This window comes from Bradyrhizobium sp. 613_E4_N2_2, from assembly GCF_052075995.1.
In the GTDB taxonomy this organism is placed as follows: domain Bacteria; phylum Pseudomonadota; class Alphaproteobacteria; order Rhizobiales; family Xanthobacteraceae; genus Bradyrhizobium; species Bradyrhizobium barranii.
Window position 1 is genome coordinate 7,609,622 of the sequence record NZ_CP197234.1, and the last position, 19,274, is coordinate 7,628,895.

At 62.4% G+C, this 19,274-nt stretch carries 19 protein-coding genes and 1 tRNA gene; 8 read left to right on the forward strand and 12 right to left on the reverse strand.

Annotated features, from left to right (window positions below; genetic code table 11):
* Nucleotides 1-40 precede the first annotated feature (40 nt).
* The gene (gene chpT / locus AB7290_RS35980; RefSeq protein ID WP_063985400.1) at nucleotides 41-694 is read right to left on the reverse strand and encodes a histidine phosphotransferase ChpT; all 654 of its coding nucleotides are present in this window, start codon (nucleotides 692-694) and stop codon (nucleotides 41-43) included.
* A 170-nt stretch (nucleotides 695-864) separates the two neighbouring features.
* Between chpT and AB7290_RS35985 the strand changes: the two genes are divergently transcribed.
* On the forward strand, nucleotides 865-1,695 hold the full coding sequence (locus AB7290_RS35985; protein ID WP_094183830.1) for a 3'(2'),5'-bisphosphate nucleotidase CysQ family protein: 831 nt from the start codon (nucleotides 865-867) through the stop codon (nucleotides 1,693-1,695).
* Here AB7290_RS35985 and AB7290_RS35990 read toward each other — a convergent pair.
* Entirely contained in the window at nucleotides 1,689-2,174 is a 486-nt protein-coding gene (locus AB7290_RS35990; protein ID WP_085398734.1) for a YHS domain-containing (seleno)protein, read from the reverse strand. The two genes, AB7290_RS35985 and AB7290_RS35990, sit on opposite strands and share 7 nt — an antisense overlap.
* A gap of 139 nt (nucleotides 2,175-2,313) precedes the next feature.
* Here AB7290_RS35990 and AB7290_RS35995 point away from each other — a divergent pair, with 139 nt between their 5' ends.
* The 3 genes from AB7290_RS35995 to AB7290_RS36005 all read left to right on the forward strand — a co-directional run bounded on the left by AB7290_RS35995 (nucleotide 2,314) and on the right by AB7290_RS36005 (nucleotide 4,670).
* On the forward strand, nucleotides 2,314-2,919 hold the full coding sequence (locus AB7290_RS35995) for a DUF1134 domain-containing protein (RefSeq protein WP_028151234.1): 606 nt from the start codon (nucleotides 2,314-2,316) through the stop codon (nucleotides 2,917-2,919).
* A 220-nt stretch (nucleotides 2,920-3,139) separates the two neighbouring features.
* Nucleotides 3,140-4,438 carry a hypothetical protein gene (locus tag AB7290_RS36000; RefSeq protein ID WP_085398735.1) on the forward strand — a complete coding sequence of 433 codons (1,299 nt, stop codon included), beginning with the start codon at nucleotides 3,140-3,142 and terminating at the stop codon, nucleotides 4,436-4,438.
* A 157-nt stretch (nucleotides 4,439-4,595) separates the two neighbouring features.
* Nucleotides 4,596-4,670, forward strand: a tRNA-Val gene (locus tag AB7290_RS36005).
* 557 nt (nucleotides 4,671-5,227) lie between these two features.
* On the opposite strand, the gene fabG is transcribed toward AB7290_RS36005, so the two are convergent.
* The 3 genes from fabG to AB7290_RS36020 form a co-directional block, all read right to left on the reverse strand.
* Nucleotides 5,228-5,908, reverse strand: a complete 681-nt coding sequence (gene fabG / locus AB7290_RS36010; protein WP_085398751.1) for a 3-oxoacyl-ACP reductase FabG — start codon at nucleotides 5,906-5,908, stop codon at nucleotides 5,228-5,230.
* A 183-nt stretch (nucleotides 5,909-6,091) separates the two neighbouring features.
* Complete coding sequence (locus tag AB7290_RS36015; RefSeq protein WP_085398736.1) at nucleotides 6,092-7,537, reverse strand: coniferyl aldehyde dehydrogenase; 1,446 nt, start codon at nucleotides 7,535-7,537, stop codon at nucleotides 6,092-6,094.
* Nucleotides 7,538-8,012: 475 nt separating this feature from the next.
* Nucleotides 8,013-8,909 (reverse strand): sterol desaturase family protein, encoded by an 897-nt coding sequence (locus AB7290_RS36020; RefSeq protein ID WP_038388984.1) that lies wholly within the window; start codon nucleotides 8,907-8,909, stop codon nucleotides 8,013-8,015.
* Nucleotides 8,910-9,022: 113 nt separating this feature from the next.
* On the opposite strand from AB7290_RS36020, the gene AB7290_RS36025 reads away from it, so the two are divergent.
* Nucleotides 9,023-9,928 (forward strand): LysR family transcriptional regulator, encoded by a 906-nt coding sequence (locus AB7290_RS36025; RefSeq protein ID WP_085398752.1) that lies wholly within the window; start codon nucleotides 9,023-9,025, stop codon nucleotides 9,926-9,928.
* A 301-nt stretch (nucleotides 9,929-10,229) separates the two neighbouring features.
* Here the strand turns inward: AB7290_RS36025 and AB7290_RS36030 are convergent, their stop codons facing one another.
* Both AB7290_RS36030 and AB7290_RS36035 read right to left on the reverse strand, forming a co-directional pair.
* Entirely contained in the window at nucleotides 10,230-10,979 is a 750-nt protein-coding gene (locus tag AB7290_RS36030; RefSeq protein WP_085398738.1) for a bestrophin-like domain, read from the reverse strand.
* A gap of 33 nt (nucleotides 10,980-11,012) precedes the next feature.
* Nucleotides 11,013-12,350 (reverse strand): TAXI family TRAP transporter solute-binding subunit, encoded by a 1,338-nt coding sequence (locus tag AB7290_RS36035; RefSeq protein ID WP_085398739.1) that lies wholly within the window; start codon nucleotides 12,348-12,350, stop codon nucleotides 11,013-11,015.
* Between the two features lie 250 nt (nucleotides 12,351-12,600).
* On the opposite strand from AB7290_RS36035, the gene AB7290_RS36040 reads away from it, so the two are divergent.
* The 3 genes from AB7290_RS36040 (at nucleotide 12,601) to AB7290_RS36050 (ending at nucleotide 14,797) form a co-directional block, all read left to right on the forward strand.
* Nucleotides 12,601-13,938, forward strand: a complete 1,338-nt coding sequence (locus AB7290_RS36040) for a metallophosphoesterase family protein (protein ID WP_354114669.1) — start codon at nucleotides 12,601-12,603, stop codon at nucleotides 13,936-13,938.
* A gap of 62 nt (nucleotides 13,939-14,000) precedes the next feature.
* Complete coding sequence (locus AB7290_RS36045; RefSeq protein WP_085398740.1) at nucleotides 14,001-14,435, forward strand: hypothetical protein; 435 nt, start codon at nucleotides 14,001-14,003, stop codon at nucleotides 14,433-14,435.
* Nucleotides 14,432-14,797, forward strand: a complete 366-nt coding sequence (locus tag AB7290_RS36050) for a hypothetical protein (RefSeq protein WP_028151240.1) — start codon at nucleotides 14,432-14,434, stop codon at nucleotides 14,795-14,797. Before AB7290_RS36045 ends, AB7290_RS36050 begins: the two co-directional genes overlap by 4 nt.
* Nucleotides 14,798-14,888: 91 nt before the next feature.
* Here the strand turns inward: AB7290_RS36050 and AB7290_RS36055 are convergent, their stop codons facing one another.
* The 5 genes from AB7290_RS36055 to AB7290_RS36075 all read right to left on the reverse strand — a co-directional run bounded on the left by AB7290_RS36055 (nucleotide 14,889) and on the right by AB7290_RS36075 (nucleotide 19,181).
* Nucleotides 14,889-15,566: a hypothetical protein gene (locus tag AB7290_RS36055; RefSeq protein WP_085398754.1), complete on the reverse strand. Its 678-nt coding sequence runs from the start codon at nucleotides 15,564-15,566 to the stop codon at nucleotides 14,889-14,891.
* 181 nt (nucleotides 15,567-15,747) lie between these two features.
* Nucleotides 15,748-16,311, reverse strand: a complete 564-nt coding sequence (locus AB7290_RS36060; protein WP_085398741.1) for a hypothetical protein — start codon at nucleotides 16,309-16,311, stop codon at nucleotides 15,748-15,750.
* A gap of 20 nt (nucleotides 16,312-16,331) precedes the next feature.
* Nucleotides 16,332-17,918 carry a tetratricopeptide repeat protein gene (locus AB7290_RS36065; RefSeq protein ID WP_085398742.1) on the reverse strand — a complete coding sequence of 529 codons (1,587 nt, stop codon included), beginning with the start codon at nucleotides 17,916-17,918 and terminating at the stop codon, nucleotides 16,332-16,334.
* Nucleotides 17,919-18,120: 202 nt separating this feature from the next.
* Entirely contained in the window at nucleotides 18,121-18,603 is a 483-nt protein-coding gene (gene greA, locus AB7290_RS36070) for a transcription elongation factor GreA (RefSeq protein ID WP_085398743.1), read from the reverse strand.
* A gap of 92 nt (nucleotides 18,604-18,695) precedes the next feature.
* Nucleotides 18,696-19,181, reverse strand: a complete 486-nt coding sequence (locus AB7290_RS36075; RefSeq protein ID WP_071909689.1) for a hypothetical protein — start codon at nucleotides 19,179-19,181, stop codon at nucleotides 18,696-18,698.
* Nucleotides 19,182-19,274: the final 93 nt, after the last annotated feature.

Consider the following 19,274-nt stretch of genomic DNA (forward strand, 5'->3'; position numbering starts at 1 on the left):
CTCGTAAAGATTCGATTAACGTTTGAGGGCCGCGGCGCGCCTACGACGCGGTGATGGTGATGGCTTCGCCCTCGTGCGCGAGCCGCACGGTGAGCCCGCAAGCCTCTGCCAACAGCCGCGTATAATAAGGCTGGATCGCGTGCGCATCCGCGGCCGGGCCGCGCTCCCCGCTCAGGAGTTCGGAGATGTTCTGCGGCAGGCGCGCATTATGACCGGTCGCGGTGACCCGGAAGCTCATGGTCTCGCCGTCACCGATCGGATCGATCGTCAGCATGCCGCCGCGCGGGATCGTGTGCTGGGAAACAACCAGCATATTGAGCAGCAGCTTGACGCGATTCTTCGGCAGCAAGAGCCGCGGCAGATTCCACGTGATCGAGCACTTGCCGTCCTCGATATGGCCGCGCGCCATGGTCTGGGCGTCGCCGAGGTCGATCTGCGCGCCGGACGAGCCGGCCGCGCCGAAGGCCAGGCGACAGAACTGGAGGCGGGCGGAGGCGGTTTTCGCGCTCTTGCGGATCAAATCGAGCGCGAACTCGCGATCCTCGGGCTTGGGATCGTCGTCGAGCACTTCGAGCCCATTGACGATGGCGCCGACAGGGCTGATGAGATCGTGGCAGACCCGCGAGCACAGGAGCGCGGCGAGTTCGAGCGCATCTGGAGCGGTAGCGGTACCGGGTGACGAAGCGTCAGACATAAAGGGTTCCTGGAATTGCACGGCGCGGACGCGGCGAATCACGCATGCTTGACGAATGCCGCAGGTTCTAACATTCGCAAGCCCGTGGCAGCTAGCTTGCGATCGGCTCGAAGCGGCCCTAAAGCCGCAGCGAATCAGTCGAGTAGGATGGAATTGCCGATGAATGAGGCATGCAGGTGAAGCGGATCATCGACGGCCCGGCCGCCTCCCACCTGATGGAGCCGCTCACTGCGCTGGTGGTGAAGGCGGGCGAAGCGATTCTCGCGGTCAACCGCGCAGCGATGCGGGTCGACGGCAAGCAGGACGGCTCGCCGGTCACCGAGGCCGATCTCGCCGCCGACCGCATCATCGCCGACGGCCTGGCGCAGCTTGCGGGCGACGTGCCGACGCTGTCGGAAGAGCGGACCCAGCTCGCCTCGCCGCCATTCCGCGACAGCTTCTTCCTGATCGACCCGCTCGACGGCACCAAGGAGTTCGTCGCCGGCCGCGACGAGTTCACCGTCAACCTCGCCCTTGTGACCGAAGGCGTGCCGTTGCTGGGCATCGTAGCCGCGCCCGCGCTCGGTCTGCTCTGGCGCGGCATCGTCGGCCGCGGCGCCGAGCGCGTCAGTTTTGACGGCACGAGCATCGGTGCTGCCGAACCGGTCCGCACCCGCACGCTGCCGACGCAGGGCGAGCCCTGGATCGCGGCGGTGAGCCGTTCCCATGGCGACCTCAGAAGCGAGGCGTTCATCGACGGCCGGCCCAATGCGGTCAGGAAGACGGTCGGCTCGGCGGTGAAATTCGGCCGGATCGCGGAGGGCAGCGCCGACATCTATCCCCGCTTCGGACCCACTTGCGAATGGGATGTCGGGGCGGGCTGCGCGGTCGTAACGGCGGCCGGCGGCAAGGTCACCGACGGCAAGGGTGGCGAGCTCCGATTCGGCCAGCGCGGCGACACCGGCTTCATTATCCCGGAATTCATCGCCTGGGGCGATCCGCAGGCGGCGGACCGCTACTGACTGAGCTGTTCCTGGAGCGCCGGCCAGCGCTTGCGCACCTCATAGAGGAAGCGCTCCGGGTCGGCGGCGAAGGCATCGCGGTTGGCCTCCCGGCTGAACAGATAGAGCCGCTGCGCCGAAATCACGTAGAAGCGGGGATTGGCGGCGACGGCGACGCCGCGGGCGATGTCGGCCGGATCGTAGCCGCCGAACTGCGGTCCATAGATCTCGGGATGGGCCAGGAAGGACGCCCGGTTGCCCTCGTTGCGGAAACGCCAGACCGCGCCCCAGAGGTTCGCCTCGAACTCGGCCGTCCCCTGCACGGCCGCGCCATCGACGAAATAGGATACTGGGTCGAACCCCTCGATCGCCACGCCGCTGAAGCGGTTGACGACGATCCGCTCGGTGGTGGCGGCCTCGGCCGGCAAACCTGCGCAAGCGATCCAAATGCCGGCCAGCAGGCAGACCAGAAAGCGGATCAAGGCGATTCCGGGGCGCAAAGGGCTATCTTCCTGCCGTTGTGCCGTCATAGTTGCTGCGGATAACATCCGAGTCGAGGGGACATCCGGCGCAACCTAGAGCCGTGCCTGTTGGCGTCAGGTTAAGGAAGCGGCGGGATTCGATACCAGGGGTTCTTTTATGACTTTCGCATCACGCCTTGCTGCGGTCGCGCTTGCCGCGCTGGTCGGCTGGATCGTCCCGGCCTCCGCCCAGCAGCCGCCGCCGCCCAATTTGCCGCCGCCGCAGCGGAGCCCGTCACCCAGCACCTATGGGCCGGACGAGCTCGTGACCGCCGGCCACCGCTTCTTCGGCAACGTCTCGCGCGGGCTCGCCTCGATCATCGAGAAGGCCGTCAGCCAGTGGGGCCTGCCCAACGGCTATATCCTGGGTGAGGAAGGGTCCGGCGCCTTCGTTGCCGGCCTGCGCTACGGCGAAGGCACGCTCTACACCAAGAACGCCGGCGACCTGCGCGTCTATTGGCAGGGCCCCTCGCTCGGCTTCGACTGGGGCGGCGACGGCGCGCGCACCATGACGCTGGTCTATAACCTGCCCGCCACCAACGCGATCTACCAGCGCTTCGCCGGCATCGACGGCTCGGCCTATATCATCGGCGGCTTCGGCATGACGGCGCTCACCGCCAACAACATCGTGCTGGTGCCGATCCGCTCGGGCCTTGGGCTGCGGCTGGGCGCCAATATCGGCTATTTGAAATTCACCCCGCGCGCGACCTGGAACCCGTTCTAAAGCGCGATCGCGCTTTAGATTGTTGTTCGAGCATGATCTTTCCGGAAAACCGTTGCGCACTTTGCGCTGACGCGGCCCTTCGGGTCCGGATCATGCTCTAGGGCTCCCTCCTCCGGTCCGATTCCGGATTCACGTTAACAACAGGGCGGGGCTGGCTTTTTGCCGGCCCGCCATGCATTGTCTTTGGTAAATTTTTCCTTGCTTTCGGAGTTCTGGCCCCATGGTCGAACCGATCATGTACCTGGCGATCGGCTTCCTGCTCTCGATGCTGTGCGGGCTTGCCATCGTGCCGCTGGTGCATAACCGCGCGGTCCGCCTGACCACGCGCCGGCTCGAGGCCGCGACGCCTCTGTCGATGGCCGAGATCCAGGCCGACAAGGACCAGCTCCGGGCCGAATTCGCCATGTCGGCGCGGCGGCTCGAGATGAGCGTCGACCAGCTCAAGAACAAGACCACGAGCCAGCTCGCCGAGCTCGGCAAGAAGAGCGACGCTATCAACCGCATGAAGATCGAGCTCGGCGAGAAGAACGCCACGATCTTCGCGCTGGAGGCGCGCGAGAAGGCGGTGAAGGAACAGCTCCGCGCCACCGAAGAGGAATTCAGCGCCAAGACCGAGGCCCTGCGCGCCGCCGAGAATGCGCTGACCGACAAGCAGGGCGAGCTCGCAAAAATTAATTCCGAGCTGTCCGACCGCTCGATGATGGCGGAGAGCCGGCAGGTCGAGCTGGTCGCGGTGCGCGCGCAGATAGAGAACTTGAAGAATCGCGTCGGCGACGCCGAGAAGGAATTTGCCGCCACGCAGGCGCGGCTGACGCAGGAGCGGACCGAATCCGAGACCGCCTCCCGCGAGCTCGGCGATGCGCGCGGCCGTGTCGAGAATCTGAGCCAGCGCGTCACCGAGCTCGATCGCCAGCTGATCGTGCAGGTGAAAGAGGCCGAGATGCTGTCGGGCCGCGTCGCCGATCTCGAAGGCCGCCTCGCCACGCAGGGCAAGCTGCTCGCCGAGCGCGACTACGAGAACAACCAGCTCCGCCAGGCCAACGAGGGCAATGATCGCATCATCAAGGAGCTGCGCGTCGAGATCGCCGGCTTGAGCGGCGGCAAGTCGTCGGCGGCGTTCGAATCGCTCCGCGCGGAAAAGACCGCGCTGGAGGAGCAGCTGCGCACCGCGCGCGACGAGCGCGCCAAGCTCCAGCGCGACATCAATGCGATCCAGCAGCAGGCGGAGAGTTCCTGGGCGACCGAGCGCATGGAGAATGCGCTGCTGCGCGAGCGCATCAACGACATCGCAGCTGAAGTTGCAAAACTCGCGATGCAGCTCGAAGGCCCGAACTCGCCGATCGAGGCGCTGCTGGCGGCCGAGGCCGGCCAGCCCCCGAAACCGGCGCCGCGCCCGGCCAATGACGCCGCTGGCAATGGCGCGGCCGCAATCACCCTGCCCGAGGGCGGCGGAACGCTCGCCGAGCGCATCCGCGCGCTGCAGGCCCACGCCTCCCGCGCCCGCCAGCAGGGCGCATAAGCGGCCCAAACCACGGTTTCGCCTGCGATTGCGTGATTGACGGAAGGTTTTCCGGCTTCGAGGCGCCTGGAAACTTGACACCTTTGGCCCGCACTTCTAAATCGCGGGCTCCGATGTGCCGGCCGGCCGAAAGTCCGGCCGTCGGCATGATGGTCCCGGGCGCATAGCTCAGCGGGAGAGCGTTCCCTTCACACGGGAGAGGTCCAAGGTTCGATCCCTTGTGCGCCCACCATCCATCTTCCTGAACCCTCTGCCGGTTGCGAACGATCACCCAGGCCTGACGGCTGTCGGGGCCGTCTGATCAAAAATGTCGAAAACAACCCCATGCACAGTAGCCGGCATCAGTCGGATCAATGGGTTGCGCATTTTCCGAATTTCGATTGACGCGTCGGGCAAAACACCGGCATGATGGCATCATCCAAGGAGAGGCCCGCACCACCGAGCGACTAGCCCGCCTTGACACGCGAGAGGTCCATGGTTCGATCCCATGTGCGCCCACCATTGATCCTAGATTTCAAGAGTCGCTGAAAGCTCCCTTGCGAGGCGTGCGAACGTCCGCTTTGCCAAAAGCGGTCATTCACCCGAGGTCGGCTTTTGACCCAAAGCGGACATGCCGACCTCGGTCATCGCAATAAGCTGGGTTGGAGCTATCCTATTCACAGAACCTCGAGGACTATCATCTTTCGGTGGTCTTTGCGGGACAGGCGACTGGGACGTACATCGATATCGGCGCAGGGGCATCCGGTAGCTGAACTGTGCTTCGGAAGCTGGTAGCGGCGCAACCGCGCTTCAGACCCGTCCGTTGACCGGCAGCAGCGCGCCGGTAACGGCGCTGGCGGCGTCACTCGCCAGGAAGAGGATGACATCGGCGAGTTCCTTTGGCGCGACCCATTTGGAAGAATCGGCCTTCGGCATGCTGGCGCGGTTTGCCGCGGTATCGATGATCGAGGGCAGCACCGCATTGACGGTGATCTTGCCTTTCAACTCGGCAGCTAGTGACTCCGTCAGCTTATGCACGCCGGCCTTCGACGCCGCATAAGGACCCATGCCGGGGCCGGCCTGCAGTGCGCCCGTCGCACCGATATTGACGATGCGGGCCGCCCGCGAGTTGAGAAGATGCGGGATCGCTGCGCGCGAAGCATTCAGCGCGGTCTCGACATTGAGAGCATGCATGCGCTGCCAAACCTTGGGATCGCCGTCGGCAATGGTCTCGAAGGCAAATCCGCCAGCAATATTGATTAGCGCGTCGATCGCGCCAAAATGCGCGGCGGCGGCATCGATCGCCTCTTTCGCCTGTGCCGCATCGGTCAGGTCGATGCGGCCGAATTCGATCCGCTGGGCTGTTGCGGCGAACTGCGACTCAGCATGATCGATACCGGCGACTCGCGCGCCGCGCGAAAGGGCTTCCTCGGTGACCACCTTGCCAAGCGCGCCCAGCGCGCCGGTGATGATAAAGACGTTACCCTTCATGGCGGTCTCCGTGCGAATGAGAATGAATCGACGCCGCAATCACTATGGTCAGCAGAGCTTCAAAATGTGCGCCGCCCTGGCTGAGATCGACCGCGACGATACCGGGATAAAATGCCGACGACGCCCGGCATCCGCCCAGGCTTGCGGCGCATATCATTGGCGCCGATCTGCCACAGTCACGCATCACGTCTTCCACTTGATCATCGTCCGCAGGATGCTCATTGGGCGGCCGGCGTAGGGCGGCTGAAATAGCATTTGGATCGGCGAGAGAGGACCTTGATAGAAGACCGGGCGCAATTTTGAAAAGGTGTTGAACCCCTCGCGCGCGTGGTAATGGCCCATACCGCTCGCACCGATCCCACCGAATGGCAGGTCGTGCTGGCCGACGTGCAGGAGAGCTTCATTGACCGATACGCCACCCGACATCACCCGCGAGATGTAGAAGTCGCGCAGCTCGGCATCGGAGGTGAATGGATAGATTGCCAACGGTCGGTCGTGACTATTGATATAGTCGGCGACCTCCTGCCGATCTGTATAGGTCTTGATCGGCAGGATCGGGCCAAAGATCTCGCGCTGCATGACAATCATGTCGTCCGTCGGATTTAGCACGAGATGCGGTGGAAATTTGCGCTGCTTCGTGTCCGGAATCTGCCGTTCCGCAAGATTGACCAGGACTGCACCCTTTGTACGGGCATCCTCCAGGGTCGCCTGCAGCCGCGTGAACGACGGTTCATCGATGATCGACGTGTAGTCTTGACCGTTGATGTCCGGGAAGCGCTCGGCAAACAGCTTGCGGCAATGATGGACGAACTCGTCCTCACTCCCTTTGGGCAGAAACATGTAGTCGACATTCGTACAGATCTGACCGGCATTGAACATCTTCACCCAGAGAATGCGCTCTGCCGCTGTCTTGACCGGGAAGTCAGGCCCAACAATTGCAGGTGCCTTGCCGCCCAATTCAAGCGTGACAGGGGTGAGGTTGCGGGCCGCGTTTGCCATGACTGCGCGACCAGTCGCGCCGGATCCCGTGAACAGCAGATGGTCGAAGGGCAATGACGAGAATGCGGGTCCTCGTCCGCCGCCATCCTCGAAAAAGGCAAGCTTCTCGAGCGGGAAATACTTTGGCGAGACACGGATCAGGACCTCGGCGAGCGCTCTTGAATTTTCCGACATCTTGACCATCGCACGATTGCCGGCGGCCAGAATTGCGGCGAGCGGGCAGAAGCTGAGGTTAAGCGGGAAATTCCAGGGAACGATGACCCCGACGACGCCGAGCGGCTGTGGGATGACGCGGTTGCGCGCGAGCGGGTAGGTCATGAAGTCGACGTGCCTGCGCTGCGGTTTCATCCACTTTTTCAGGTTCTTTCTGGCGTCGGCGATTGTTTCCAGGACAACGAAATATTCGGCGAACAGGGTCTCGAATTCAGACCGGTTGCCGTAGTCGGCGTTGATCGCTGCGACCAGCTCGTCCTTGTTGTCCTTCAGGAGTTGCCCGAGGGCCTTCAGGTCAGCAATGCGCTGATCGTAGGATGGCTCGGGCGCCGCCAAATAGGCCGCCCGCTGCGCGGCGAAGCAGGACTGCAGTTCGGCGGGAATGTCGACGGAACGGAAATTGACAGGCACGTTCATGATGTTCGCTTTCTCTGGGTTTCGCGTGTCCTCCAGGTGGATAACCAGGGCACGCGCTGACCGTGACCGTGTCAACTCCAAGTCAGTGCATGCTTGCGCTCGCATGGACGGAGCCCGGCCTCTCATCCATGATCCGCTTGATGGCGCGAGCGCAGCAGCCGCACTGGGCGCAGCATCCGAGGCAGGCATACACCTCGCTCATGCGGGGCCGTCGCGCTTCTTTTATGACCACTGAGCGCACCTGGTGGTCGCTGAACACATTGCAAGAACAGACGATCATCGCCTTCTCCTAACCAATACCAATGAGTCGGATGAAGACCGCCACAAGCGCGGTGCTCCAGCCGCAAGCACGATGGTTTCCGCTCGGCTCATCTCGGTGTGGCCAAGAGGCCGCTCGCGGACCAGATGGTTACCCATTCCAGCTCCTTCCGAGGCATCGCGAACGCTTGCTGCGGCGCCTCGACGCTACCCGCGTTCAGGTGGCCTTCTGCTTAGCTTCGGTCTGCAGGTCTGCTTCGGTGAAGCCACGGCCGCCGGGGCGGAGCGCCGAATGTTCGCGCTTTGAGTGGACGAGCGGGTAGAACATCTGCGTCGTCCAGCGCTCCGGGCCAAACAGGATGTCGTCCTGCAGGCCGACCTTGGCGGGATATTTGCGTGTGATATGCGCCGTGCCGAACAGCACGTCCCAGAAGAACAGCAGGTTGCCGAAGTTGCCCTTGTAGTGGCCAATGCCATCTTCGTTGGTGAGCGCATGGTGCGCCTGGTGCGTGGCCGGCGTGGAGATGGTGCGCTCCAGCACCCACATCAGCGGATGCAGCGCGCGGATGCGGTACAGCGGCGCATCCCACGCCCAAGCGCAGTGCGCGCCCAGGATGACCGCCAACTTGATCACCAGGTACGCCGCATAGACTGGGCCGAAACCCAGGTACACCGCCACGCCGCCGATCCACAGGCCCGGCATCATCAGGTAGTAAAAGAAGTTGTTGCGGTAGGTAATGCGCACGCTCATGTAGGCCGCGCTGTGATGCGCGCGGTGCAGCGGCCACAGCAACGGCGTGTGCGAGGCGCGGTGCCAGAGGTACTGCGTGAGGTCATCGCCGATGAGCAGCAGTCCGGCCATCGCCCACCATGGCAGGTTGGCCCAGGCGTCGTGCTGCGTCGGCATGAGCCAGCTGCACAACGCGTTGCTGCCCAGCAGTGCGATAGGCTGGGTGATGGCGATCAGGCTGACGAACATCAGCACTTCAAGCCAGGCGTCGTTGGCTGTCGCGTTGCCGCGCACGGTGGCTTGATACCGCCGGGTGACGAACTCCATGGCGGCAAAGCCTAGGATGCAGGCGCCAATTAAGAGGTACTGCAATTGCGAGCTCATATGGGACGTCTCCTGCCGCTCTCATGTTTTGAATTGTGGAACGGTCTAAGGGGTGTCGCCATATTGCGTCCAATGCATAATATTCATCGTCTTGATGCATGGAGAGCAATGCCGTGAATCTGCGCCGCCTGAATCACGTTGTCGCCCTTGCCGACACTCTGCACTTCGCCCGCGCCGCCGCAGCCGCCCACCTGAGCCAGCCGGCCTTCAGCCGCAGCATCCAGGCCATCGAGAACGACCTGGGTATCCGCCTGTTCGACCGCGACGTTGGTGATGTCCGCCCCACCCGTGCCGGGGAATTCGTCATTGAGCGGGCGCGCAAGCTGCTGTTCGAGGCGCGTTGCCTGCAGCGCGACGTGGATCTTTACCGCGACAGCCAGCTCGGCGACACGGCCTTCGGCGTCGGGCCGCTGCTAACGGCCACCCTGATGCCACGCGCGCTTGTGGCGTTGCGCCGCCAGCACCCGCAGGTGGCGCTGCGCATGGAGGTCGGCAACTGGGCGCAGTTGCTGGAGAGCTTGCGTACCGAAAGCATCGAGTTCTTTGCCGCCGATGTCCGTGACATGCCTGGGGATGCCGCGCTGGACATCCAGTTGATCGGGGGGCAGCAGGCCGGCCTGTATGTGCGGGCAGGACATCCGCTGGCCGGGCGCGAGCACATGCTGCAGGACGTCTGGGCGTACGGTCTCGCCGCACCGAAGTTGCTGAGCCCCTCAAAGGTGGAGCTCGCCGCCCTGCTGGGCCTGCCTGCGGGCCAGGAGGCCGCCATTGCGCTCGAGTGCGACAACTACGGCCTGCTCAAGACGGTCGCGCTCACCACGGATACTGTTCTGGGTGCGACGAACGCGGCGGTACGGGGGGAGCTGGAATCCGGCGCGCTTGTCCGGCTTGTCGTACATGGCTGGCAGTCGCCGCCGTCAAGCACGGGCATCGTGTGTTTGCGAGGGAGAACCTCGTCGCCGGCAGCCAAGGCAACCGTAGCAGCGATTGTGCGGGCAGCGGCCGAGATCAACGTCTAGGCGCCTTGTCGCACTCGACGCATCGTCCGGTGCGGATTACCGGCCTGTCCATATGACGACTGTTTCGAAGTGATCGACCAGACGCCGGAGTCTGCTTGTGGCCCTTAGCCGACCTCGCTAATTTCCCAAATGTCCGCTTTGCCCTCGCAAGCAGAATCAGGCAGCCGACCGACATGGGCCAGATTCGGACATCGCAGCACAATGGGCATCTTGATCAACTCGAAAAACCGCTGCAGCAGGTCGCGACGACCACGATAGCAGTCGGGGCTCGCTCTGGCCGGCAACCTCGATCATGCGAACGTTAGGGACCGAGCGGCGTGAGGGCGCTGCGCAGTGGCGCGCTGGAAATCTGCATCAAACCCGCAAATGGCTGACCCAGCTCCAGGACCAGGTAGATCGCCCCGGCGGCCGACAGTGCAAAAACGAACAGCGAGCCGAAAACGGTTGCGCTGGGCTTGGCAAACAGGCCGAAGCTTCCAAAGATGATGGTGAGCCAGAAAATCAGCACCACCAGGAACGGCATAGGGATCGAGTTGTTCGTCTGTGCGAACAGCAACAGGCGGGTTTGCGCAATGTCGGTGGCGATCTGTATGGCCCTGGCTTGCAGGGAGCGCTGGGAATCGTTCTGCGGCGAAAGCTCCTGAAGCTTCGCAAAGAATGCTTCGCTTACGGCGCTGGCCTCGAAGGGGTTCGCCTTGGCAACCTCGGAACTTTTCTCGCGCCACATTCGATCGGCTAAAACAACGATGGCGCGCCGCAACAGATTGCGTTCGTCATTCGCCTCCGGTCCGTACTGCGCCAGCAGATTGTCGAGCAGGACAACATTACTCGTCATCTGCGTGACTTGAGTGCTCTGCGTGTCGTAGGAGCCCTTCGCCGAGGCGATCAGCAGACCGAGGACAAGCGCGGCTATCGTCCCGATGAGGCCCGTGCCCAGCCTGACCACATCCTTGTCATCCGTGCTCAAGTGATGCCCAGGAAGGAACATACCGAGCAGGGCACCGCCTGAGATGCATAGAAACGTGATGCACGATAGCGCGATTGCATTCATGATTCACCACTGTGTTGCGAGGCGTGTCGTGACTTAGCGCTGTGTCGCCTTCGCCGCGGAGGCAACTGCGGGTCCCTTGGCGATCAATGTGCGTCGGTCGTGAATCAAGCTCTCCAGCCGGTGGGCTGCCACGTTCAATGTGGCATCATCCACCGCGCTCTCGTCTCCAGCAGCGGATTTGGCGAGCTCCGCCTTTAGAATGCGGTCGATTTCGTCTTCGATATCCGAAAGTTCAGCCTCTGTATCGACTTTCCGAATCCGGCGCGCCAGGGCGTAGAGAGAATCGAGCGGGCCTTCGGCTGCGCGGCTGCCGAGGCCCAGGAATTTCCACGCCGCCGCAAGCATGGTGGCAGCGCCACCCAGTACCATCGGCGTCAAATAGATCCAGTTGCCGTACTCATCCATGAAGCTTTGCGTGGTGCTGTTGTAGACGGCTGCGGCGCCAGGGTGCAGCGGAAGGTAGGCATCCTGGTCGGTGCTGGGCGCGGTGATCTGCGCGAAAATCGGCTGCTCACGCAGAAGATTCCTGCGCGCGCTCATGATCGCCTCCGTGAGGTCGGTTACCAGATCAGTGCCAAGCTTCTTTTGCGCAACCAGATATAGCGAGGTCCTCAGAGTCGTCAGGTCATCTTCCGGGACCGGCGGCGATCCCCGCAGTGTGCCCTTCGGGACGTCGAAGCTTTCAAAAGCGCGCTCATTCTCTGCAATTGCCCCCGCGGACTCGATTGGGATCAGTACCGGGGTCTTTTTACGGTCAAGCTGAAAAAATCCGCGAACGAGCGAGAGGTATTTTTCGGCGAGCGGGATCACGACAAGCAGGGCGCTGACTTGCTTTGACTGAATGGCTTGCCGGACATCCGTCAAAGCAAGGTTCTTGAAGACAACTTTTGCGCCCGCCAGATCGTATCCCTTGGTCAACACATCGACAATTTTGGCGTTCACTGCTCCGCCGACCACGCCGACCGTGCGTCCCTTCAGGTTGGCAATGCTGTCGATGGACGATCCCGGCGGCGCGATGATCAGTACGACCATATGGCTGACGACGACGACGGCTTGCGCCTGCGACAAGTCGCCAACATCGCCGCGAACCACAGCGAGATCGACCTTGCCCGCGGAGAAAGCGGCAGCGGCCTCAAGCGCGGTGCCGCTGTCGATGACCTTGAGCCGGACCGGCGCGTTCGCTGAAACGAACTCGCCTGCCATCGCTGACATTGCCTTGGCCGCCTCGCCGTCGACCGAACCGACCGCCACAGTCAGCGTTACCGGGCGGCTGTAGTACCGATAGGCAAGGAGACCCGCGCCTGCCGCAAAGGCGACGACGCCGACGAGCAGGAAAAAGCGAAGCCACAGCGGCAATTTCATCGACATCATGCTCGCCACCTGTGTGGGTTCGCCACGTCCCTGCCGCTGTATTTCTGCACACCTGCGATGCCCGCAAACGTCCGCGGCCAGAATAGCTGCCAGCCGCCGCTCTACGTGCTCGCTGCTACGGCAGATGAGGACGTTGATCTATATCAAGCTCACCCACCGCTGAAGGTCTACGGGAAACGGCCGGCAAATCGGGCTGTTTGCGCGCCCTATGCGGCGGCTCATTCCCTCTCCTCGATCAGGGGTGATCATCATGCAATCCTCTTGGCCTAACGAGCCCAGTCGTCGCCTGGTTCTAGGCGCACTCGCAGCAGTGCCCGCATTCTCCGTGCCACTCGTTGCCGGTGCCCAGACACAAACAACGCCCGCGCAAGCACCGCTTCCCGCAGCCGGTTTTTCATTCGCTGCGGTCGGCGATACCCGACCGATGATGTACCTCCCGTTGAAAGAGGGACAACCGGACCTCAGCAAGTTCTTCGTCGAGATGTTCGGATTGGTCATGCCGGAAAAGGTCGCCGAGGCCGTCGTAGCGAAGGATGTGAAGATGATCTTCGATCCGGTCACAAAGGACCTGGTCAAGGTCGTCATGCCGTTCGCATCCAAGACGGAAGTGATGACCCTGACGGTAGATAAGGGTTGGGTCACTGAGGCATCCGTTGAAGACGTGAAACTGCTTCCCGGAGTGCATCGAACCATGTTCCGGCTTCAGGGCGGCGAATGGGTGACGCGCGAAATTGTCAAGGACGTTCAATCCGGTCGCGCCAAATTCGTGGTCAATAGCGGTGACGCTGTGTGGTGGGGCAATCAGGGCTTGACCGTGAGTGACAGCCCATACTGGAAGCGCGTGAACGAAACAATGTTGAAGAAGCTACCCGCGCCGGATGACGAGATGCGCGCGGCCGGTCTGGATGGGCGCTTTTTCATGAGTGTGGGTAATCATGAGGTGTGGGCCGACCCAAAGATTGAGGGCGTACTTTCGGCTGTGCCGTATCTGAAAAAATTCGGCGTCACGCCGGAAAACCTCATCTACAAATTCGACTTCAAGGGCACCCGCTTCATCTATCTCTGGAGTGGCAAGTACGATTACCGTTCGCCGTCGCTGTGGGACGCTGATCGGCCAAAATATGCCGAGCAGATGACCCAGCTTCAAAAGTGGATGGACGAGGCGAAGGCCAACGGCATTCGGAAGGCGTTTATCGTCTTCCACTATCCCGTGTTTGCGCGGTCAGGCTTAGGCCCGATCCCGGCTCCCGATAACCCGCACAAGGTGATTGCGTCGTATGCCAAGGACATGGAGGTGATCGTGTTGAACGGGCACGTCCACACCACGGAAATCTACGATGTAGATGGGGTAAAGTATCTGATGTTGGGCGGTGGGGGCGCAGAACAAGACCCAATCCTGCCGGGGCGAACCAGCATCAAGGTGCCCGCCGACTATCCGCGGGACCTTTACTGGAAGGGCCAGCCTCCGCAAGAGGAGTACAACTACGTGCTGGTGGACGTTGAACCCGGCCAGAAGACTAAGTTCACCCTCAATCGCTTCCGGCCGTGGTCGGCGGAGCCATTCGGGACTGAGGAACTCTTCACGTGACAGCAAGCGGGCAATAGGCCGGGAGTGAGGTTCTGGCGACAGTACTCCTGATTATTCACGGCTTGGTCGCCGTTGCACTGCTTGGCGCGATTACGCACCAGACCTTGGCGACGTGGGCGACTGTGGGAACGCGCCCCAGTTCGTTTTTCGGCCGCTTTCGCTCCGTGCCATCGGCCCGGTTCGCCGACGCCGTCGTCGTCTTGTATGCCATCTCCATCCTGCTCGGTGGGATCATCTATCTGTATTTTCGCGTCGACATCAGGCCAGAGTTAGAGCGCGCCGGTCATTGGCCAGCCCTGGGCTTCTTCGACCTCAAGGAGCACTTCGCCGCTATCGGTTTTGCGTTGCTACCAGCCTACTGGGTTTGCTGGCGACGGCCGCGTGCCGACGAGCCTGCTCAGACGCGCACGATGCTCACCTCGATCCTCGCCTTTGTCATCTGGTGGGGCTTCCTAACTGGCCACGTCGTAAACAACATCAGGGGTTTCGGCGCATGACGTTATCGGCTGCGTTCCGCCGCTTTGCATTCGCGTTCGGGACGACATTTGGCTTCCTCTACGTGGTTGCACTCGCAAAGGACCTTGCTCTTTTCACCGTTTTCCCGTCGCTCGGCATCGTGCTGGCGGGCACGCATCATTCGCGAGACGTTGCTGACCCTGCGATGGGATTTCTAGCTCCAGCGATGTACTGGTACGGGTGGGCCGCGACGGCCGCGCTCGGGGCACTGATCGTCGCCCTCGTTGCTGCGTCGTTACCCGGACGTTCAGTGCGAAACTTCTGGTCGGGATGGGTGTGGGTAATTCCCATCCTCTCGATGATCGCTTGCGTCTATCTCACCCTGCCTTGGTTTAGGCTCTGACTTGGGTGCTTCCGCACATGGATCATGACCGACCAAGCTCAAAGCGGGCTCTCTGGTCGGAAAACCGCTTCGCGCTCTTCCGGATCAAGCTTCAAGCAGCCCGATCCGGCCGCAAGGCCGCGTAGAGACCGACGAGGGTTCCGATGGCGACCAGGCCTGCCGCCAGCAGCACCTGCAATTCCCCATCATCGGTGGCGCCTGCGGACGACACCAGCCTGGTCACGACGACGAACAGAATGCCCACGGAGGCTGCTGCACCCACACTGAGATAAGCGAGCTCTCGCGTCAGGTTCCGGCCGAGAAGTCCGAGTGCCGTGAAATACATCGCGCAAGCGTTGGGATGAACGAACAAGGCAACGCGCGCGTACGGACCATAGGAGTCGAGAAGGGACTCACATCGGCCCAGTGCCGCTTTTGAGGCAACCCGTTGCAACATCGGTCTGAAAAAGCGAGCCTGTCCGTAACTCAGAACGGCGCCCACGATGATGGCCGCCCACGCCACGATGAAAACGGAGACATCCGCAGGCTTCGGATTGAGCGCCACGGACATCAGGATGAGGGCGGTTCCGGGAAAATAGCCGAAATACGGAAAGACCGACTCCAGGAGCACGCAAGCGAACATGAAGACCGGAAACCATGCCGAACCGGTCGCATCCTGGACGATGGCGTTCAAGTCGAACAGGTTCGTCTTGTACAGGACGAGGTACATGCACATGGCCAATCCGGCCAGCGCGTAGAACGGCAACGCCCCCGACAAAAACCGTCTCATCCAGCCGCCGCGCTTTGTTTCGCGGACAGGGCGGAGACCTTCGATATCGGGACAAGACGACGGAAACGCATGGCTCATGTTTAGGCGAATGAGATTGCCCCTGTCGATAGCAATCCTCGCCCCAGCTGCGCGGGCCATTCGCCGCATTGAAAATGCTCGCTGATCGGGAAGACGCAGTCGATCACAGACCTAGTGTGACCTCAGCCCAGTGCATCGCGGTGCTGCCGCCCAGAAACTCGATCACGCGGGGCTCGATGGTCTCCGGCCGATCGTGGCCAATGACAGCGGTCGCTGCGATCATGTCGCAACGCTCGTTGTAGACGACCGACACCAGCGTTTTGCCGGGAGCGCCACGTGAGTTGAGCGTGTAGGCGCGGCTGCGACCGTTCATCGACGCAATCCTGATGGGATGGCCGGAACCGCGTGGAGAGACTTCGCCCAGGAGAACGGTATCGCCCATGCGATCGAGATCCTCGTCATCGGCGACGCCCGTCGTGCAATTGCAAAAACCTATCTTGGCACGCAGGTACAGCGTCACCTCGACACCGCAGTCGGAAGCCCTGCAGCGGAACGCCTTTCCCTTGCCCCATTGGTCGATCGAGAAGGGCCACGTCACCTCCTGCCACACCGGCGTGGCGGAATTCGCGGCGGCATGCCGTGGCACATGGAGCCACAAGAGCGATGCCGCCAGCGCGCTTCCCAGCGAGATTGCTGCGACGGCGATGGCGGCTGCCCTTCTCATCATTTCACCGTTCTCGTTCCGGGTCAGTTGCTGGCGAGATATTGCTTCGCCGCCGCGACCTCGGGGCGTTCCGAATCGGCACTGGCCGTCAGCGTTACGAGCTGCTGACAGTTCTGTCGTGCCGCTTCCCTGTCACCAAGGGCTTCGGCCGCCTTGGCCGCTCCCGCGAACGCGTGCAAGCGGTTCGGCTCCTTCGCCTTGGTTGCCTCGAATGCAGCAAGCGCCTCCTTGGCCATGCCGCGATCGAGCAGCATGAAGCCGTAAAGTTCGCGTGCCGGCGCCAGCGGTCCGGGCGTGATCACGTGCTTTTCCGTCTTGTCCTCGGCATCCGCCGCGGCACTCATCGCATTGAGCGCCTCGTCATACTTGCCCTCGGCGTAAAGCACCCAGGCGACGGCGACCTGACGCTGGATGTCGACGATTCCGGACCAATAACTGTCCTTGGCGTCCTGCAGCTTGTCGCGCAATTCTGCCAGCTTCTGGATGTCGGCCTTGGCGGCCTCCGGTTTGCCGGAGCGCGCCGCGCCGAGGGCCCGGGCGAAATGCGTTACCGCCATCGCAAAGTTGAGGTTGCTCGGCCTGACCGGCAGCTGCGAGGCCCCCTCCCAATCGCCACGGTCGATCGCATAACGCGCCGGCGAAGCCGCCAGCGCGTAGTCTGCCGCCGCGACCGTCGCCTTGAAGTCGGTCTCCTTGATCATGTCGTCGATGACGGCACGCGCCTGCTTGTCCTGGCCGAGCTGCAGGTAAGCATAGACCATGTAGTCCTGCGCATGCAGGTAGTTGCCGACCGACTTTTCGGCCATCGCGGCTTTCACGGAAGCGGTGTTGGAGTCGATCGATTCCTTCCAATAGCCGACGCGCGTGTAGATGTGGGAGGGCATGTGCTGGGCGTGCGGCGCGGCCGGTGCGATCTTGGCGTAACGATTGGCGGCATCGAGCCCTTTCTGCGCCAGCGCCGGGTAGTCGTAGAGATGGATCAGATAATGCGTCACGCCCGGATGCATCGGCAGCCGCCTGGAGATCGGCTCGAGAATCGCCGCGCCTTTAATTTGCTGCGCATAGGTCTTGTCGTTCAGATCCGCCGAGGTATTGAGCGTAATGGCGTAGGCGATCTGGGCTTCGTCGTCGTCTGGATATTTTGCCGCGACGCGCGCCTGCGCGTCACGCAGCATGCGCATCCGCTGGACGTGAGGAATCTTGTCGTAGTCGGCATACATCACCATCAGCGCATCGATGTAGTCGCGTTCGCGCTCGGTCGCGGCGCCGATCTCCTTGGCCTTCATGATCGCGGCGAGGCCTGGCGCGAGGTTCGGCTTTGGAATCGCATTGTGCGGATTGTCCATGTAGGTGAGCGCAATGCCCCAATAGGCCATGCTGCATGTCGGGTCAGCCTTGATGGCTTCTTCGAAGATCTCCTTGGCGTTGGCGTACCAGTAGGAATGCTGATAGCGCATCCCGCGATCGAAACGACGCTGGGCCACATCGTTGCAAGAGGTCTGGAAATGAACGCTGCCGAGCTGCTGATCTACATCGTCTTGCGCGACCAGTGCCTGTGGTCCTGATAGGCCGAAACCGGCTACGATGACGAGGAACAGGGACTTCCGCATGGATCCCTCCCTTTGCCTGATACGCAATGAATTGGTCTTGATACCCCCTCACTATATGACGTTCGCGGCTTTTGAACAGCGAAGTGAATCGCGGCAGCGCAACTGACCCAGCGGCGCCTCGAAGTTGGCGAAACCAATCCGAAGCCAGAGCCGTCGGAGTTCGATCCTTACGCGCGCATCATTCTGGCCTCGGATCGCGTCGCTACGCGATCGACAGAATCTCGATCTCTTGCGCGCCTGAACCCACGACATCGCCGACCGCCTTCCCGATCAGCGACTTCGCGACCGGCGCCACGAACGAGATCGTTCCGGCCTTTGGATCCGCTTCGTCCTCGCCGACGATGCGATAGGTCTGCACGCGGCCGTCGGTGCGGCTGAAGGTCACGGTGCTGCCGAAGGCGACGACATCGGTCGACGCCGGATCGGGAATGACCTGCGCCGTGCGCAGCCGTTCGGTCAGATAACGAGCGTCGCGCAAGGGCACCGCCGACTGTCGGCGCTTTTCGTTGACATCCTCGATGGCTTGCGCGGCTTCATAGGCCTCGCGCGCCTCGCGAAGCTGCGCCTGCAGCGCCTGCAAGCCGGCTTCCGTCACGAGGTTTGGATGCGGCGAGATCGGGCGATCCGGCAGCAGCGTCTCGGACGCAGTTTCGGCGCTTTCTTCCTTGGTAAAGGCGACGCTCAATTCAGAATCCTGTCGAACTGTTTCGGACACCCGCTCGCGCCTCGCCCCACAACGGGGAATCGCGCCGAACAGCAGCCGGTGATTGTCCCGGACTATATCTCAAGTTCGACGAAACGGCGCAGCTTGAAGACCAGGTCCGGTACGGCCTGGCGGAACCGCGTCGCGTTCTGGAACGTGGTCGAGAACGGCGCGAAGGTGATCATCGCATTCCAGTGCTTGTAACCGTAGACCGTGACGGAGGCGCCGGTCGCCGGAAAATTCTCCAGCTTGCGCAGCTCGCCAAGCACCAGATCGGCAATCGCCTCGGCAGGAAGCAACTTCTTGCCATCAGGCGTCGTCGTGATTTTCGCCGGCCGCTCGACCGGCTTCGCGGCAGCCGGCACGGCATCGGGCGCAGCGTCGGGTTCGGCCGGTGCAGGATCGGGGGTGGACGGCTCGATCAGGTCGAACCCGTTCGTCGGCGCTGTCGGCGGAACCTCGGTGAGCGGCGGCGGAGCACTGCTGTCTGCGCGCTTGTTGCCTCCCAGGATGCTGCTGATCATGGCCACAAGGCCAGCATCCTTCACGTCGTCGCTCATTTCTCCCCCCGGGCTTCGGCCTACTCTAGCACCGCTCTCGCGGACCGCCACTGGGGATGTATGGCCGGATTCCGCTTGGTTAAGGCGCTACGA

Excerpts from the sequence above, each read along its gene's own strand:
- chpT (WP_063985400.1), bottom strand. The coding sequence starts at position 694 with ATGTCTGACGCTTCGTCACCCGGTACCGCTACCGCTCCAGATGCGCTC.
- AB7290_RS35985 (WP_094183830.1), top strand. The coding sequence starts at position 865 with ATGCAGGTGAAGCGGATCATCGACGGCCCGGCCGCCTCCCACCTGATG.
- AB7290_RS35995 (WP_028151234.1), top strand. The coding sequence starts at position 2,314 with ATGACTTTCGCATCACGCCTTGCTGCGGTCGCGCTTGCCGCGCTGGTC.
- AB7290_RS36000 (WP_085398735.1), top strand. The coding sequence starts at position 3,140 with ATGGTCGAACCGATCATGTACCTGGCGATCGGCTTCCTGCTCTCGATG.
- fabG (WP_085398751.1), bottom strand. The coding sequence starts at position 5,908 with ATGAAGGGTAACGTCTTTATCATCACCGGCGCGCTGGGCGCGCTTGGC.
- AB7290_RS36015 (WP_085398736.1), bottom strand. The coding sequence starts at position 7,537 with ATGAACGTGCCTGTCAATTTCCGTTCCGTCGACATTCCCGCCGAACTG.
- AB7290_RS36020 (WP_038388984.1), bottom strand. The coding sequence starts at position 8,909 with ATGAGCTCGCAATTGCAGTACCTCTTAATTGGCGCCTGCATCCTAGGC.
- AB7290_RS36030 (WP_085398738.1), bottom strand. The coding sequence starts at position 10,979 with ATGAATGCAATCGCGCTATCGTGCATCACGTTTCTATGCATCTCAGGC.
- AB7290_RS36035 (WP_085398739.1), bottom strand. The coding sequence starts at position 12,350 with ATGATGTCGATGAAATTGCCGCTGTGGCTTCGCTTTTTCCTGCTCGTC.
- AB7290_RS36040 (WP_354114669.1), top strand. The coding sequence starts at position 12,601 with ATGCAATCCTCTTGGCCTAACGAGCCCAGTCGTCGCCTGGTTCTAGGC.
- AB7290_RS36050 (WP_028151240.1), top strand. The coding sequence starts at position 14,432 with ATGACGTTATCGGCTGCGTTCCGCCGCTTTGCATTCGCGTTCGGGACG.
- AB7290_RS36055 (WP_085398754.1), bottom strand. The coding sequence starts at position 15,566 with ATGAGACGGTTTTTGTCGGGGGCGTTGCCGTTCTACGCGCTGGCCGGA.
- AB7290_RS36060 (WP_085398741.1), bottom strand. The coding sequence starts at position 16,311 with ATGATGAGAAGGGCAGCCGCCATCGCCGTCGCAGCAATCTCGCTGGGA.
- AB7290_RS36065 (WP_085398742.1), bottom strand. The coding sequence starts at position 17,918 with ATGCGGAAGTCCCTGTTCCTCGTCATCGTAGCCGGTTTCGGCCTATCA.
- AB7290_RS36075 (WP_071909689.1), bottom strand. The coding sequence starts at position 19,181 with ATGAGCGACGACGTGAAGGATGCTGGCCTTGTGGCCATGATCAGCAGC.